Annotated in this window: 17 protein-coding genes; 12 read left to right on the top strand and 5 right to left on the bottom strand. The window is 36.5% G+C overall.

What is annotated here, in order from left to right:
• Positions 1 to 68 precede the first annotated feature (68 nt).
• Positions 69 to 533, top strand: a complete 465-nt coding sequence (coaD, locus tag J2772_RS20575; RefSeq protein ID WP_209920012.1) for a pantetheine-phosphate adenylyltransferase — start codon at positions 69 to 71, stop codon at positions 531 to 533.
• Positions 534 to 645: 112 nt separating this feature from the next.
• Positions 646 to 1,278, top strand: a complete 633-nt coding sequence (locus J2772_RS20570; protein WP_045492765.1) for a trimeric intracellular cation channel family protein — start codon at positions 646 to 648, stop codon at positions 1,276 to 1,278.
• A gap of 69 nt (positions 1,279 to 1,347) precedes the next feature.
• Here J2772_RS20570 and J2772_RS20565 read toward each other — a convergent pair whose 3' ends face one another.
• Together J2772_RS20565 and J2772_RS20560 are read right to left on the bottom strand one after the other, a co-directional pair.
• On the bottom strand, positions 1,348 to 1,917 hold the full coding sequence (locus tag J2772_RS20565) for a membrane protein (RefSeq protein ID WP_045492762.1): 570 nt from the start codon (positions 1,915 to 1,917) through the stop codon (positions 1,348 to 1,350).
• A 149-nt stretch (positions 1,918 to 2,066) separates the two neighbouring features.
• Positions 2,067 to 2,564, bottom strand: coding sequence for a dihydrofolate reductase (locus tag J2772_RS20560; RefSeq protein WP_209920010.1), 498 nt, complete (start codon positions 2,562 to 2,564; stop codon positions 2,067 to 2,069).
• A 76-nt stretch (positions 2,565 to 2,640) separates the two neighbouring features.
• Between J2772_RS20560 and J2772_RS20555 the strand changes: the two genes are divergently transcribed.
• The 5 genes from J2772_RS20555 to J2772_RS20535 all read left to right on the top strand — a co-directional run bounded on the left by J2772_RS20555 (position 2,641) and on the right by J2772_RS20535 (position 7,088).
• Positions 2,641 to 3,246, top strand: a complete 606-nt coding sequence (locus tag J2772_RS20555; RefSeq protein WP_045492756.1) for a LemA family protein — start codon at positions 2,641 to 2,643, stop codon at positions 3,244 to 3,246.
• Positions 3,247 to 3,248: 2 nt separating this feature from the next.
• The gene (locus J2772_RS20550) at positions 3,249 to 3,677 is read left to right on the top strand and encodes a TPM domain-containing protein (RefSeq protein ID WP_245365286.1); all 429 of its coding nucleotides are present in this window, start codon (positions 3,249 to 3,251) and stop codon (positions 3,675 to 3,677) included.
• The gene (locus tag J2772_RS20545) at positions 3,658 to 4,479 is read left to right on the top strand and encodes a TPM domain-containing protein (RefSeq protein ID WP_209920009.1); all 822 of its coding nucleotides are present in this window, start codon (positions 3,658 to 3,660) and stop codon (positions 4,477 to 4,479) included. The genes J2772_RS20550 and J2772_RS20545 overlap by 20 nt, the downstream gene beginning before the upstream one ends.
• Before the next feature lie 197 nt (positions 4,480 to 4,676).
• Entirely contained in the window at positions 4,677 to 5,198 is a 522-nt protein-coding gene (locus tag J2772_RS20540; protein ID WP_068940045.1) for an NAD(P)H-dependent oxidoreductase, read from the top strand.
• A 3-nt stretch (positions 5,199 to 5,201) separates the two neighbouring features.
• Complete coding sequence (locus J2772_RS20535) at positions 5,202 to 7,088, top strand: monovalent cation:proton antiporter-2 (CPA2) family protein (RefSeq protein WP_209920006.1); 1,887 nt, start codon at positions 5,202 to 5,204, stop codon at positions 7,086 to 7,088.
• 1 nt (position 7,089) lies between these two features.
• On the opposite strand, the gene J2772_RS20530 is transcribed toward J2772_RS20535, so the two are convergent.
• Positions 7,090 to 7,905 (bottom strand): GIN domain-containing protein, encoded by an 816-nt coding sequence (locus tag J2772_RS20530; protein ID WP_209920004.1) that lies wholly within the window; start codon positions 7,903 to 7,905, stop codon positions 7,090 to 7,092.
• Between the two features lie 252 nt (positions 7,906 to 8,157).
• On the opposite strand from J2772_RS20530, the gene J2772_RS20525 reads away from it, so the two are divergent.
• From J2772_RS20525 to J2772_RS20515, 3 genes are all read left to right on the top strand, one after another.
• The gene (locus J2772_RS20525; protein ID WP_209920002.1) at positions 8,158 to 10,299 is read left to right on the top strand and encodes a M3 family metallopeptidase; all 2,142 of its coding nucleotides are present in this window, start codon (positions 8,158 to 8,160) and stop codon (positions 10,297 to 10,299) included.
• A gap of 420 nt (positions 10,300 to 10,719) precedes the next feature.
• Positions 10,720 to 11,097, top strand: a complete 378-nt coding sequence (locus tag J2772_RS20520; protein WP_209920000.1) for a YchJ family protein — start codon at positions 10,720 to 10,722, stop codon at positions 11,095 to 11,097.
• Positions 11,098 to 11,101: 4 nt separating this feature from the next.
• Positions 11,102 to 11,695 (top strand): hypothetical protein, encoded by a 594-nt coding sequence (locus tag J2772_RS20515; protein WP_209919998.1) that lies wholly within the window; start codon positions 11,102 to 11,104, stop codon positions 11,693 to 11,695.
• Between the two features lie 206 nt (positions 11,696 to 11,901).
• Here J2772_RS20515 and J2772_RS20510 read toward each other — a convergent pair whose 3' ends face one another.
• A complete protein-coding gene (locus tag J2772_RS20510; protein WP_209919997.1) occupies positions 11,902 to 12,402 on the bottom strand; it encodes a peptidylprolyl isomerase in 501 nt (166 codons plus the stop codon).
• Between the two features lie 213 nt (positions 12,403 to 12,615).
• Complete coding sequence (locus tag J2772_RS20505; protein ID WP_209919996.1) at positions 12,616 to 12,867, bottom strand: VF530 family DNA-binding protein; 252 nt, start codon at positions 12,865 to 12,867, stop codon at positions 12,616 to 12,618.
• A gap of 117 nt (positions 12,868 to 12,984) precedes the next feature.
• Between J2772_RS20505 and J2772_RS20500 the strand changes: the two genes are divergently transcribed.
• Together J2772_RS20500 and J2772_RS20495 are read left to right on the top strand one after the other, a co-directional pair.
• Positions 12,985 to 13,137, top strand: a complete 153-nt coding sequence (locus J2772_RS20500; protein WP_209919995.1) for a hypothetical protein — start codon at positions 12,985 to 12,987, stop codon at positions 13,135 to 13,137.
• Positions 13,138 to 13,206: 69 nt separating this feature from the next.
• Positions 13,207 to 14,412, top strand: a complete 1,206-nt coding sequence (locus J2772_RS20495) for an exonuclease SbcCD subunit D (protein ID WP_209919994.1) — start codon at positions 13,207 to 13,209, stop codon at positions 14,410 to 14,412.
• Positions 14,413 to 14,415: the final 3 nt, after the last annotated feature.

Genomic DNA, 14,415 nt, shown 5'->3' with positions numbered 1-14,415 from the left:
AAAAGTTAGATAAGAATATTACCATTTAACTTCATAATTTTTGACGCACAATTATAAAACCAGACAACATGAAAATTGCTGTTTTCCCGGGATCATTTGATCCCATCACTTTAGGACATTATGATATTATAGAAAGAGCGGCACCGCTATTTGATAAATTAATTATTGCCATCGGACAGAATTCTCAGAAGAAATACATGTTTCCTCTTGAAAAAAGAAAGGAGTTCATTCAAAATTCTGTAGCAGAATTCCCCAATGTAGAAGTAGACTCATTTGAAGGCTTAACAGTAGATTACTGCTTTGAAAAGAATGCTCAATACATCCTCAGAGGCCTGAGAAATCCTGCTGATTTTGAATTCGAAAAGGCAATCGCTCATACCAACAGAACATTAGCTCACAAAAAACTGGAAACCGTTTTCTTATTAACCTCATCCGGGAAATCATTCATCAGCAGCAGCATCGTAAGGGAAATCATTACCCACGGTGGCGAATACGAACTGATGGTTCCGGACTCTGTAAGGGTTGAAAGATAAAAAGAATTATAATTGATAAGCGATAGATGATAATTGATACAATGGCCAAGAATTTGCTTAAGCAGAAAATCACTCATCAATTATCATTTATCAACGATCATTTATAATATATATGCACGAACAGTTCAATTTTGCCATAGAAGTACTTGGAACCATTGCGTTTTCCATGTCAGGAAGTTTTGCAGCTATGCAGAAACGGCTGGATCCTTTTGGCGTTCTTATTATTGCCTTTGTAACTTCTGTAGGTGGAGGAACTGTAAGAGACCTCTTGCTGGATATTCCCGTATTCTGGATGCATGATCTCTTGATGTGTGCCCTGATCATTATTACCAGTGTTGTTTCCATGGTATTCAAATCCCTTGAAAAAAACTTTAAGGTCACCTTATTCATCTTTGATAGCTTTGGGCTAGGTCTGTTTACCATTATCGGAATTCAGAAAGGGCTTAATGTTGGTATCCATCCTCTGATTTGTATTGGTTTAGGGACAATTACAGGTTGTTTCGGAGGAATTATCCGGGATATATTACTGAACAGAATTCCATTGATTTTCAGAAAGGAAATCTATGCTACGGCATGTATTGTAGGTGGAGCTGCATTTTTATTGATGACAAAGTACACTCCGTTATCCTATACTTTTGTACAGATCTTTACGATTTTACTGATTGTAGCCATCAGAACACTTGCCGTGAAATACCAATGGCAGATCCCTAAATTCTATGGTTATGACCAGACTTCGGAAATGTAATTACATAGATTAGTAAGCATAAAAAAAGCACCTGAATCAGGTGCTTTTTTGTTTTATCTGTATGTCTTATTAGAAGAATTTCCCTCTATTTCTCATATTAGGATTATGCATATGCTTTTGCATGGTTGGCATTTTCAACTGATCCTTCATCATTTTAATCTGATCCGTCATCATTCCAGCGCTGTCTAATCTTTTAGCTTCATCCAATAGCTTTTGACCTTCCTGCTTTCTTCCTTTAGAAATAGCTGCCGCAGCAAGATTTAAAGTAGCCATTGCTCTGTCGTGCTTCATATTCAAGCCGTATTCCAAAGCCTTTTTCATTAAAGGCTCTACTTTTGTCGGGTGATCCTGAGCTTGTGTTAATCCTAATAAATAGTGGAAATATCCGTATTGAGTTTTATGAAGTTGTCCTTTATAGTCAGTAATTTTTGTTAACCATTCTGCAGCTTTCTCCATATTTTGTTTTCTCAATTGCCAGAACGCCAAAAGAATATACTCGTTTTTAAAGTAAAGTACGATTGGGAATGCGGCAAGAAGAAAAACAACAATTCCCCATCCTAGATTTCTTGTGAAAATCATCATATAAAGTCCTAGAAGGATAAGAAGTGCTGCTACTGCAATTTTAATGTTCTTATTCATTATTAAATTTTAGAAGTGCAAAGATAATAAATTTAAAGGTTAAAGTTCAAAAAGTCAATGGTGAATGGTCAATTCGCTGCGCGTATCCATTTTTATATCTGGCAGCTATTCACGATTCATTTTGCAGAGCAAAACTTGACGATTGATTCTTAAGCTTCTTTTTTGATTCTTTCAAACGTCTGGAAACAAAAATCATAGCCATTCTTTTCGTCTTTTTCATGGCAGATTTCATGGGTCTTTTTCCAGATCTTCTCATCGATTTTCGGGAAGAATGTATCCGCTTCAAGGTCAGCCTTTACCAGAGTAACCTCAAGTTTATCCACAATATCCATTGTTTGTTCATAGATGTTTCCACCTCCGATGATGAAAACTTCCTCATCAATCTTTTTAGCAAATTTCATCGCTTCTTTAAGGCTTCCCACGATAAGAATTCCTTCTTCAAACCAGTTTTTCTTTCTTGAAACAACAATATTAGTACGGTTAGGAAGTGGTTTCCCAATACTCTCATACGTTTTTCTTCCCATAATGATCGGATGCCCGGAAGTAAGGTCTTTAAAATGTTTTAAATCTTTCGGAAGATGCCAAAGCAACTGGTTTTCAAAACCAATCTCGTTCTTCTCTCCCATTGCCACCACTATTGTTGTCATTCAAATATAATTTTCTACAAAATTAGCACATAATTTGTATATTTGATTAGCACAAAAAATTAAAAAAAAATAAACTATGAAAAATAAAGGATGTTTGGGCGCCGGAACCATTGGTATTGCCCTCCTTATTATTGTTGCAGTCCTATTCTTTTGGGGAAAAAGCGGATATAACAGCTTTGTAGGCAAAGAACAGACTGTTAACGCTAAATGGTCTAATGTAGAGACTGTATATCAGAAAAGAGCTAACCTTATTCCTAATCTGGAAAGAACAGTAAAATCGTATTCAAAATTTGAGCAGGAAACATTAACACAAGTTGTAGAAGCACGTTCTAAAGCAACTTCTATCAACATTGATCCTACTAATATGACAGAAGCAGATATTGCTAAATTCCAGGCTGCACAAGGAGAATTATCCGGTGCGTTAAGCAGATTAATGGCTGTGGTAGAATCTTATCCTAATTTAAAAGCAGATCAGCAGTATATCAACTTCCAGAGAGAGTATACGGCTATTGAAAACAGTATCAGAACAGAAACTGTTTATTATAACGATGCTGCAAAGGATTACAACACCTCTATCAAGACTTTCCCCAATAATATTTTGGCGAATTTCACCAACTTTAAAGAAAAACCTTATTTCAAAGCTGATGCAGGCGCTCAGAAAGCCCCTGAAGTATTCAAATAATAATGGGTAATTTCCTTACAAATCAACAGATCGCTTCCCTGGTGGAAGCGATTCAGTCAGCAGAAGACCATTCTACAGGTGAGATTAGGGTACATATTGATTCTAATACGGAAAACCGTGATGCTAAAACAGCATTTAAAGTTTTCAAAGAGCTGTCTATGGATAAAACTACCGACAGGAACGCTGTGCTTTTTCATGTTAATTTTGAACAAAAATACCTCACTATTATTGGGGATATAGGAATTCATGAAAAGGTACAGCAATCCTATTGGGATCATCTGCATGACTATATCACTTCTGAATTTGCCAAAGGAAATTATTATCAGGCATTGAAAAGTGCTATTCTGGAAACAGGCATTGAACTTAAAAAATATTTTCCTGTTGAAGGAGAAAATCCAAACCAACTTCCGAATGAAATTACATTCTCTTAAAATAGTATTTTCATTTTTACTGATCTGCTTTTACTCTTTTGTATCAGCACAATATACCATTCCTCAAAAACCAGCGGTTTTATACCCTGTTTTTGATGAAGCGGGAATTCTTTCCCAACAGGAGAAAGATGAACTTAACAATAAGCTTATCAAATTTGCAGATTCCACTTCCACAGAAATTGAAGTTGTCATCATTAAGTCTACCAAAGGCGAAGATGTCAACTTTCTGGCAACCATGTTTGGTGAACAATGGAAGATCGGAAAAAAAGGAGTAGATAACGGAGTGGTTTTCCTGATTGCTACTGAAGACAGAACCATGTCTATCCAACAAGGACGAGCTGTAGAACAATATCTTACAGCATCCGTTGCTGGGCAGATTCTGGATTACATCGTTACTCCTAACTTCAAAAAGGGACTTTGGTATGAAGGCATCAATCGGGGTACCTCAGCCATTATGGAAGCTGTTCAGGGCAAATTCAAACCTGCTCCTACCACAGCGCCATCCGGTGATGGCAGTGCCCTTAAAGTTCTTATTATTGCCTTTGTCATTTTTATCATCATTGCTATTCTCTTCGGAAACCGTGGCGGTGGCGGCGGTGGTCGTGGTAATTATGACGATGATGATGATGTTATCATCACCCGAAGAGGACGCAGAAATTATCCTGGTGGGTTCTTCCCATTCCCAGGAGGTTTTGGAGGCGGAGGCTTCGGTGGTGGCAGTTCCGGAGGTGGAGGCGGCGGCTTTGGTGGTTTCGGCGGTGGCGGAAGTTTCGGTGGCGGTGGTGCATCCGGAGGATGGTAATCTTAAAAAATTATATTTATTTATAAACAGATCAGGTCTTAATGGCCTGATTTTTTTATTTAAAAACTTAAAATAACTACATTTCTTTGATTTTAATTAACATTAAATCCATATTCTCATATTAAAAAATTAACAAATCAACACAAAACCTACCTTTTATTCAATATTTTTTTAGTATTTTTACTAAAAACAGGATTATGAAGAAGACGCTGGTAGTATTTGCACACCCTTATCTGGAGCACTCCAATTCGAATGTAGAGCTCATCAATTTCTACGTTCGTCACCAGCATTATACCTTAAGAGATCTTTATGAAGAATATCCTGATTTCCATATTGCTGCCTTCAGGGAAAGAAAACGTTTAGCCAATTATGATCGCTTTGTGTTTCAGTTTCCGTTGATCTGGTTTGGCATGCCGCCCTTGTTAAGATTATGGATTGATGAAGTTTTTGATCGTGACTGGCTTCAGCCCGGAAAACATAATCCACTTGAAAATAAAGAAGTTTATATTCTAGTCACTACCGGAGGAAAAGAAAGGTCTTTCAGCAAAACCGGAACCTATCAATACACCGTAGATGAACTGATTAGCGGATTGATTGTTTCATTAAAGGTTTTCAAGGCGGATATCAAACTTATCAAGATCGTTTATGAAGCCAATAAATTGTCAAAAAAAGAAATTATTCTGCATAAAAAAGAGTTTACAGAACTTCTCAATCAATAATATATGGAGTCCAGCTTAGCGATGAACACATTAATTTTTCTGGGTGTAGCCATTATCATGGTTCCACTGGCCAGAAAATTGGGATTGAGTTCAGTAATCGGTTATATTTTAGGAGGAATTATCATTGGTCCATATGTCCTCCGGCTTACGGGAAATAATGTTAATGATATTATGCATGCCAGTGAATTCGGAGTTATCATGCTTCTGTTCATTGTTGGGCTGGAACTGGAACCACGGAAGTTCTGGGAAATGCGAAAGAAAATCATGGGGCTGGGGCTCACCCAAATGCTTCTGACCATTTCATTATTGATTGTTGTGTTCATTAGTGTAGGCTGGAGAATAGATAAGGCTATTGCGGTCGCCATGTGTTTTGCACTGTCTTCTACAGCTATTGTATTGCAGACACTGCAGGAAAAAAATAATTTTAAAACAACAGCCGGAGAGGCTTCATTTTCCACCTTATTATTTCAGGATATTTCGGTCATCCCTATTTTGGCTATTCTTCCGATTATTGCCAACTATAAGGCCAAGCATCATGATAATGAAATTCAAATCCTCATCCAAAAACTTCCTCAATGGCTTCAGGCAGGAACAGTAATTCTTGGAGTTGCTTTATTGATTTTATTGGGCAGATATGTGTTTGTCCCTTTTTTACGCTATGTTTCCAAATCCGGAATGGCAGAACTGTTAACAGCTTCTTCCCTATTCCTCGTCATTGGGGTATCTGAACTGATGATTGTTATTGGGCTTTCTCCTGCATTAGGAGCTTTCCTTGCCGGGGTAATGCTGGCCAACAGTGAGTTCAGACATGAGCTTGAAGCGCAAATAAATCCTTTTAAAGGGCTATTGCTGGCCGTATTTTTTGTCAGCGTGGGATCAACAATCAATTTTAATATCATTCAAAAGGACCCTTTATTTATTTTCAGTACTGTATTCGCAGTATTGGCTGTAAAGTTTTTGGTGTTGTATACCATTGGTAAATTCTATAAAATAGATACTCCACAAAGTCTTTTTTATGCCTTCGCTCTTTCGCAGGTAGGAGAATTTGCCTTTGTACTGATTAATTATGCTTCGGATCTTTATCTCTTAAGTCTGGAACTGAATGCCCAACTGATGGCTGTTACTGCAATTACCATGTGCATCACTCCTATTCTACTTATTATTAATGATAAATTTATTACTCCGAAATTTATACGTGAAATTCCTGAAGAGGAGCATGATTACAATATTCTGGACAGTGATGTGAGCCAGAAGAAGATTATTATTGTAGGTTTTGGACACTTTGGAAGTACTGTAGGACGTCTTTTAAAAGCGAATAAAGTATCAGCAACGGTTTTGGACAGAGATTCTGACCGTGTGAAACTTTTAAGAAGCTATGGTTTTAAAGTTTATTATGGTGATGCTAAAAGGATTCCTATTCTAAGAGCTGCTGGAATTGAGGATGCTGAAATTCTGGTATTATGTCTTGATGATCCGGATGACAATATGTTTATTGCAGAGCTTGTTCGTGAACATTATCCGGAAGTAAAAATCTATGTAAGAGCAAAAAACAGAATTGACGCCTATGAATATCTTAATAATGGAATCAATCATATTTATCGGGAAACATTGGGAACAGCCGTAGATATGGCTGTAGATGTACTTCATGAAACCGGAATGAGAAAATATGCAGCAAGGCGTCTCGGGCAGAGATTCATGGCTATTGATAAGGCTTCCGTCAGAAAGCTTGCAAAGATGACAGAAGACCAAGATGTTGCTTTATTCAGTACAAAAGAAATCCTCCAGCGTGAGGAGGAATTATTGGCTTATGATAATCTTAATTTTGATACTAAAAACTGGGAAGAGTCCTCATCCACTGAGGAAGAAGATGAGGAAGAGTCCCAGGATTGATTTATTGGATGTTTACGCTTCCCCCACTGCTTTCATCTTTAGTGATGTTTTTAAGATCTCCTTTTTTAGCAATATCTACATTTCCCCCTGAAGAGGCTTCTGCCTTAACTGAAGATACGGCACTGATCTGAATACTGGCTCCACTGGATGCATCAGCTACTACATTATCTGCAATAACGTCTTTAGCTGAAATGCTACTCCCAGAAGAAGAGCTGATTTCCGCATGTTTAGCTTTTCCGGAAATATCGATGCTTGATCCTGATGAGGATTCTATATCAAGATTTACAGCCCATATTTTTCCACTGAAATTACTGCTGCTGCCTGTATTAATATTGAAATCATTAGCTTCAAGATTTCCAGAGATACTTCCCGCACTTGATGCCTCAATACTGGTTTTTTCCTGGGTAAATTTATCTTTTACATTAATGCTTGCTGCAGATTCTGCTGTAAGTTTTGTAAAGTCTCTGGTATAAATTTTTGCGGTAACTTTATTAATATTCATCACTCTGATCCCTTTCTTATAGTGAATATGTACTTTTCCCCCTTCATTTTCTACCAAAATTTCATCAATGATATTTTGAGGTGCTGAAATCACTATTTTTTCTGTGTCAGATTTTATAATTTCTGCATCTATTGCCTGAGAAACCTGAATTTCATCAAAATCTCCATTGAATTCTCTCTGCTGAATAGGTCCTGATTCTTTATTAATTACTTTCTCTACCCAGCCATTATTTTCCTTATTTTTTTTCTCATGTCTTTCATTACATGAGGCTAATACCACTAAGGCTGAAAAAATAAAAAGAGTTCTTTTTTTCATGTTTATTTTTTTTATAGATTATTTTTTTGATTATAATTTAATAACAACTAAAATATAAAAAATATTACATCTTCTTCTCATTATCCTTTTAGTCTATACAATTTAACAGCTGGAAAAGATTTATGAAAGCGAAGGTTTTATTCCTGTTTACATAAAAATGTTCAAAACAACCGTTTTATTAAATACATAGCTCAAAATATCCACTGTAAGGCAAGTTTTTAATATCTTTATGCTTTAATAACAACTATATTTATGAAGAATATTTCATCGGTATTATTAATTTCTGCCTTGGCGTTCAATCAATCTTGTACTACAATGAAACAGACCGATACTCAACAGGAACTTCCTGCCCCTGATCCATCATTATCTTCAAATCCTTTCATGAAGAAGAGTAAGCTTCAGTATGAAGCTCCGGAGTTTGACAAAATTAAAAATGAACATTTTAAACCGGCTTTTGAATTCGGGTTAAAGCAACATGCTGCCGAAATTGAAAAAATTGCCAATAATCCGGCTTCTCCTACTTTTGAAAATACTATCGTTGCATTAGAAAAAAGCGGTGAAGTACTGAAAAGAGCACAAATTATTTTTTCAAACCTTACCAGTGCAAATACGAACCCTACTCTACAGGCTTTGGATGAAGAATATGCTCCTATTTTTGCAGGGCATTCTGACAAAATGTACCTGAATGAAAATCTTTATAAAAGAATCAAATCTATCAAAGAAGACGGACTTGATCCTGAAAGCAAAAGATTGGTACAATACTATAAACAAAACTTTGAAATTGCAGGTGCTAATCTTTCTGCTGCAGATAAAGAAAAATTGAAGCAGATCAATCAGGAATTAGCTTCTCTTTCTACTCAATATGCTAATAAATTATTGGAAGCTAGAAAGCAAGGAGGTGTATTCTTTTCTGATGCCAAGGAACTGGATGGGCTTTCTGCTGATGAAATTGCAGCGGCTGCAGCTGATGCTAAAACAGCAGGACAACCGGGTAAGTATCTTCTTGCCTTACAAAATACAACTCAACAGCCTCTTTTACAAAACCTGAAAAACAGAACAAGCAGAGAAAAATTATTCAAGGCTTCATGGACAAGAGCTGAGAAAGGTGATGCTAACGATACGAGAGAAACTATCGAAAAGCTGGCTAAGATCAGACTGAAGAAAGCTCAGATTCTTGGTAAAAAGAATTTCGCAGAATGGAAACTTCAGGATCAGATGGCGAAAAACCCAGAAGCGGCTACTAAACTAATGAATCAGGTGGCTACACCAGCTGTTGAAACGGCTAGACGTGAAGCGAAAGATATCCAGGATCTTATCGATCAGCAAAAAGGTGGTTTTAAAGTAGAGCCTTGGGACTGGAATTTCTATGCTGAGCAGGTAAGAAAAGCTAAATTTGATCTTGATGAGAGTGAAATTAAACCTTACTTCGAAATCACAACAGTTTTAGAAAAAGGAGTTTTCTTTGCTGCTGAAAAGTTCTATGGACTGACTTTCAAGAAGAGAACCGACCTTCCTGTTTATCACCCGGATGTAGTAACTTATGAAGTTTTCGATCATGATGGAAAATCTATCGCGATCTATTATCTGGATTTCTACACAAGAGATTCTAAAAATGGTGGTGCATGGATGAGTAACTTTGTAGAGCAGTCTTATCTTATGGGAACAAAACCGGTAATCGTAAACTGCTACAATTATCAGAAACCAGCTCCGGGAAAACCTTCATTAATTAGTTTTGATGATGTTTCAACTATTTTCCATGAGTTTGGACACTCTATCCACGGAATGTTTGCAAGCCAGAAATATCCATCTCTTTCAGGAACAAATGTACCAAGAGACTTTGTAGAATTCCCTTCTCAGATCAACGAGCACTGGGCACTGGATCCGATGGTCATCAAGAACTACGCAGTTCATTATGAAACAAAACAGCCTATTCCTCAAGCTCTGGTAGATAAAATTAAAAAAGCAGCTACCTTCAACCAAGGTTATATGACTACAGAATTGATTTCTGCAGCTGCTTTAGACATGGACTGGCATTCTGTAACGAATGACAGCCAGTTGATCCCTGTTTTAGATTTCGAAAAACAATCTTTAACAAACCACGGGTTTACTTTAGCAACGGTTCCGCCAAGATACCATACGCCTTATTTTGCACACATCTGGGGTGGAGGATATTCAGCAGGATATTATGCTTATCTATGGTCTGAAACATTGGATAATGATGCATGGGAATGGATCAGTAACAATGGTGGATTAACAAGAGAAAATGGTGACCGTTTCAGAAGATATATTCTTTCTGTAGGAAATTCTGTAGACCTTAACCAGGCATTCAGAGATTTCACAGGACATGATCCGGACATCAAACCTTTATTAAGAAACAGAGGGTTTATTAAATAATATAACAGGAAGCATTCTTTTAAGAGTGCTTCTTTTTTTGATTAAAACCGAAAATTACCAGATAATTTGGATGATAAGTTTTGGCTAAAGCCAATGGACTGATTACATTATTTTAAAACGGGATAAACATTTTTCTATTGAATATATTTGTCTAAATATTCAATTTAAAATAAGAAACTAAACATCCGATTTGTCATTCTGACGAAGGAAGAATCTCAACATAGGTATTCAAAAATTATAGTTTGGATTCCCACAAAATGACAAAGGCTCTGAAGTATATATCCGAAAGATGATCTCCAAATCTTTAGAATAAGTTTCGGCTAAAGCCGATGGAGTGAATACATTATTATAGAACAGGCTAAAGCCCGTTCCTATTGATATTTATTCTATTTTTGCAGCATAAATTTTTAAATAAAAAAGATGAATTGTCCCTGCTGTTCAGGAAAACTTTACGAAGAATGCTGCAAGCCTTACCACACCGGAGAGAAGCATGCTCCTACCGCAGAAGCATTAATGCGTTCTCGCTTTTCCGCATTTGCTATCCCAAATGGGGAATATTTAATGGAAACTACCCTTCCGGGAAAACGAAAGTATCATAACAAACGGGATTTACAGGAGTGGGGAGAGATCAATGAATGGACAAAACTGGAAATCATTCAAACGCCTGCTTTAAACCAAGTAGAGTTTAAGGCTTATTATACAGACCAGGATGACCATCCGCAAGTGCATCATGAGCTTTCTGTTTTTCAGAAAATGCATGAGCGTTGGTATTATGTTTCAGGTGATTTTTTAGACTAATAATATGAAAAAGAATTTTATGTACACCTTGCTGTTTATGCTTTGCAGCTTTAGTATTTTCAAAGCACAAACTGCAGAGGATAAAAAGGAGATTTCCACTGCTGTAACCTATATTTTAAAAGGTTTCCAAACCAAAGATGGTGATATTATGAACAAATATGTGAACCCAACCTATGGTGTTGGTGTCCTTTTTAAAAGTGGTGGAGATCTTGGATTTGTTTTAAACGAGGAAGTTGATTTCAATATGCCATTAGGCTACATTCAAAAGGCTTGGAATATCAGAAATCAGTTTCCGATGCAGTTTGATACTGCTTTTGAATATGATTTAAACCACAAAAAGTGGAAAAAAGAAGGATTATCAGTACAGTTTAATTCTAATGCTGTGAATGCTTATGCGAATAAATTCTTATCACAGTATTCTGTAAAAGATCAGGAAATTTTTAAAGTCAATTTCAATTCTAAAAATGTAGTTTTTGTAACACTCGCTGAGAATACTAAGGAAAATGCGCCTATTAACGGATTCAGATTTGTCATGACAAAGATTGAAGGGAAGTGGTTTCTTACCTTTATTGATGTAACGGAGTATGATGCGGAGTAAGAATGTGGGATAAACCACCCCGTCAAATCTTCGATTTGACACCCTCCGCCGGAGGGGAATGCCAAGCACTATTTGACTATTATTACTTATAAGAAATACCCCACAGAACATTCTGCGGGGTATTTTCATTTTATTTAAGCTTTGGATCTTTGCGAAAACCCAATCAACAAAAATATGTCCGACAAAATCGGACATTATATTATTTTTTAGTGAGCCTCAGTTCCGTCAATTCCGTGAGCGTGACCGTGTGATAATTCCTCTTCTGTTGCAGGACGAGTGTTTAAAACTTCTACCTGGAAATCTAACACTTTACCAGCCATTGGGTGATTAAGGTCTGCTACTACAGCTTCCGGAGTTACTTCTACTACAAAAGCCTGGAAGTTATTTCCTTGGTTGTCTGATAAAGGTAAAATTGCTCCAATTGGAGGTGTTCCTGATTCTTGGAACATTTCAAGTGGTAATTGTGCAATAGCATCAGGCTGTCTTTCTCCGTAAGCTTCTTCAGGCTGAATTACAAAAGCAGCTTTATCACCAGCTTTCAAACCTAGGATATTTTCTTCAAATTTTGGAATCATCATTCCTACACCGTACAAAAATGTAAGGGGATTTTCTGCTGTTGTTTCTTCTACCAGAACTTTAGCTCCATCTGCTTCGATTGTGTGAAGTATATACTTTACAGCTACAACGTGATTGTTTTCAATTGTCATATTTTCTTTTTTTGTCGTGATTTTTCTTCACGATTAACACTACAAATATAATGTTTTTGAAATGATTTCATTAGGTTGAAAGCCTACAGATAGAAAGAAGGAAGCTATGAAAGGCATAAAGAACAACTACTACTCTTTATTCATCCCAAAAATATTTTCATGAACTAGCAGAAGTTATAAGACCAGCAGAAACTTCCAGCTCCCAGCACCTTGTTACTTCTTATTCCTAGACTCGTCTCTTTTTTTCTGTCTTAAAACATACAAATACAAACTTTCAACTTTCGCCCTTGCCCAATCTGTTTTTCGTAAAAACTTCAATGATGAATTGATACTCGGGTTATCTGTAAAACATTTGATATTGATTTGTTTTCCCAATTCCTCAAACCCCTGATAATATTCTACCAGTTCTTCAAGAATAGCATCAAGCCTCTTTCCGTGTAAAGGATCTTTTGATTTTTCTTCCATAACGCAGTAAAATTAAAACATTTTATCAGACTTAGCGACTAAAATTGTTTCAACTCTTAATCTTTAGTATTTTTGATGAAGCTATTTCTTACCCATAAAACTTTCGTTACCCAAAATATGAGCAAAAACAACGAAGCAAACAGGAAAAAAAATAAAAATAAAATTGACCAGAAAAAAAGGAAAGCACAAAATGCAGAAACAGAAAGGAAAGCACGTTTAAAACAAATTCATCAGGATTTCAAAGCAAAAGAAACTGATGACAAACCATGAAAATCGTTTATTATTAAACCTAATGACCTTTAGAAGCCTATATTTCCTTTAAATAATGATTAACTTTTTATGAAAATTCTACACACAGCCGACTGGCATTTAGGAAAACGACTGGACCGCTTTTCCCGACTGGAGGAGCAAGTTTCAGTGATGGAAGAAATCATCACGATTGCTGATGATGAGCATGTTGATATGATCCTTATTGCCGGCGATCTGTTTGATAATTTCAACCCCGCTGTAGAAGCCGTTGAGCTTTTTTATAAAACCCTGAAACGTTTATCACAAAACGGAAAACGTCCTGTAATTGCTATTTCAGGAAATCACGATTCTCCCAACCTCATCGATGCTCCGGATCCATTGGCCAGAGAATGCGGAGTTATTCTCATAGGTCATCCCAAAGCGGAAATTATCCCGTTTGGAACAGAACATTTTAAAATTACCCATTCAAAAGAAGGGTTTATAGAAATGAAGATCAATACTATTGATTTTCCTGTAAGACTATTGCATACTCCTTATGCCAACGAGATCCGTCTGAAAGAATATTTAGGAGAAAATAAAGAGGAGGAGATCAATAATGTACTTTCCAGAACCTGGAAAGATCTTGCAAACCAGTTCTGTGATGAAAATGGGATCAACCTTCTGACTGCGCATTTATATATGAATAAAAGAGGCGGTGATATTTTAGAAGAGCCTGAAGGAGAAAAACCGATCAAAATCGGGAATGCAGATCTTATTTATTCCGATAGTATTCCTGAACAGATTCAATATACGGCTTTAGGCCACTTACATGGTTTTCAGAATATCGGGACAAAGGAAAAACCGGTAATTTATTCCTCTTCTCCCCTATGCTATAGCTTTAGTGAAGCGGGACAGACAAAATATGTTTCTATCATCGATGCTGAACCGGGGAAACCTGTTTCGTATGAAAAAAAGATATTGAAAAGCGGAAGAACTTTAGTGAGAAAAACGTTTACATCCGTTGATGAAACAGTTCAATGGCTAGAGGAAAACCCCAATACATTTATTGAACTGACATTAGAAAGTGAAACTTTTTTAACCGCTGATGAACGTAGATTGATCTATCAGTCTCATACTGGAATTGTTCATCTTATCCCTAAAGTTAAAAACCGTGAATCCAGTGAAGAAATAAACCATGAAATTAATTTAAATCAGAATATAGAAACATTGTTCAAGGATTATTTTAAATCAAAAAATGCAGGCCAGGAAGCCAATGAAGAATTGATGAAATTGTTTAACGAAATTTTAAATGCTTAAGCT

It is taken from the genome of Chryseobacterium jejuense (assembly GCF_017877355.1).
GTDB lineage: Bacteria > Bacteroidota > Bacteroidia > Flavobacteriales > Weeksellaceae > Chryseobacterium > Chryseobacterium jejuense_A.
This window is presented reverse-complemented; position numbering and strand designations above follow the sequence as displayed.

Bases quoted from the DNA above. Each gene is read 5' to 3' on its own strand.
- J2772_RS20545 (WP_209920009.1), top strand. From the start codon at position 3,658: ATGAAATTACATTCTCTTAAAATAGTATTTTCATTTTTACTGATCTGC.
- J2772_RS20535 (WP_209920006.1), top strand. From the start codon at position 5,202: ATGGAGTCCAGCTTAGCGATGAACACATTAATTTTTCTGGGTGTAGCC.
- J2772_RS20505 (WP_209919996.1), bottom strand. From the start codon at position 12,867: ATGGAAGAAAAATCAAAAGATCCTTTACACGGAAAGAGGCTTGATGCT.
- J2772_RS20495 (WP_209919994.1), top strand. From the start codon at position 13,207: ATGAAAATTCTACACACAGCCGACTGGCATTTAGGAAAACGACTGGAC.
- J2772_RS20500 (WP_209919995.1), top strand. From the start codon at position 12,985: ATGAGCAAAAACAACGAAGCAAACAGGAAAAAAAATAAAAATAAAATT.
- J2772_RS20555 (WP_045492756.1), top strand. From the start codon at position 2,641: ATGAAAAATAAAGGATGTTTGGGCGCCGGAACCATTGGTATTGCCCTC.
- J2772_RS20565 (WP_045492762.1), bottom strand. From the start codon at position 1,917: ATGAATAAGAACATTAAAATTGCAGTAGCAGCACTTCTTATCCTTCTA.
- J2772_RS20510 (WP_209919997.1), bottom strand. From the start codon at position 12,402: ATGACAATTGAAAACAATCACGTTGTAGCTGTAAAGTATATACTTCAC.
- J2772_RS20520 (WP_209920000.1), top strand. From the start codon at position 10,720: ATGAATTGTCCCTGCTGTTCAGGAAAACTTTACGAAGAATGCTGCAAG.
- J2772_RS20560 (WP_209920010.1), bottom strand. From the start codon at position 2,564: ATGACAACAATAGTGGTGGCAATGGGAGAGAAGAACGAGATTGGTTTT.
- J2772_RS20570 (WP_045492765.1), top strand. From the start codon at position 646: ATGCACGAACAGTTCAATTTTGCCATAGAAGTACTTGGAACCATTGCG.
- J2772_RS20540 (WP_068940045.1), top strand. From the start codon at position 4,677: ATGAAGAAGACGCTGGTAGTATTTGCACACCCTTATCTGGAGCACTCC.
- J2772_RS20525 (WP_209920002.1), top strand. From the start codon at position 8,158: ATGAAGAATATTTCATCGGTATTATTAATTTCTGCCTTGGCGTTCAAT.
- J2772_RS20530 (WP_209920004.1), bottom strand. From the start codon at position 7,905: ATGAAAAAAAGAACTCTTTTTATTTTTTCAGCCTTAGTGGTATTAGCC.
- J2772_RS20550 (WP_245365286.1), top strand. From the start codon at position 3,249: ATGGGTAATTTCCTTACAAATCAACAGATCGCTTCCCTGGTGGAAGCG.
- J2772_RS20515 (WP_209919998.1), top strand. From the start codon at position 11,102: ATGAAAAAGAATTTTATGTACACCTTGCTGTTTATGCTTTGCAGCTTT.
- coaD (WP_209920012.1), top strand. From the start codon at position 69: ATGAAAATTGCTGTTTTCCCGGGATCATTTGATCCCATCACTTTAGGA.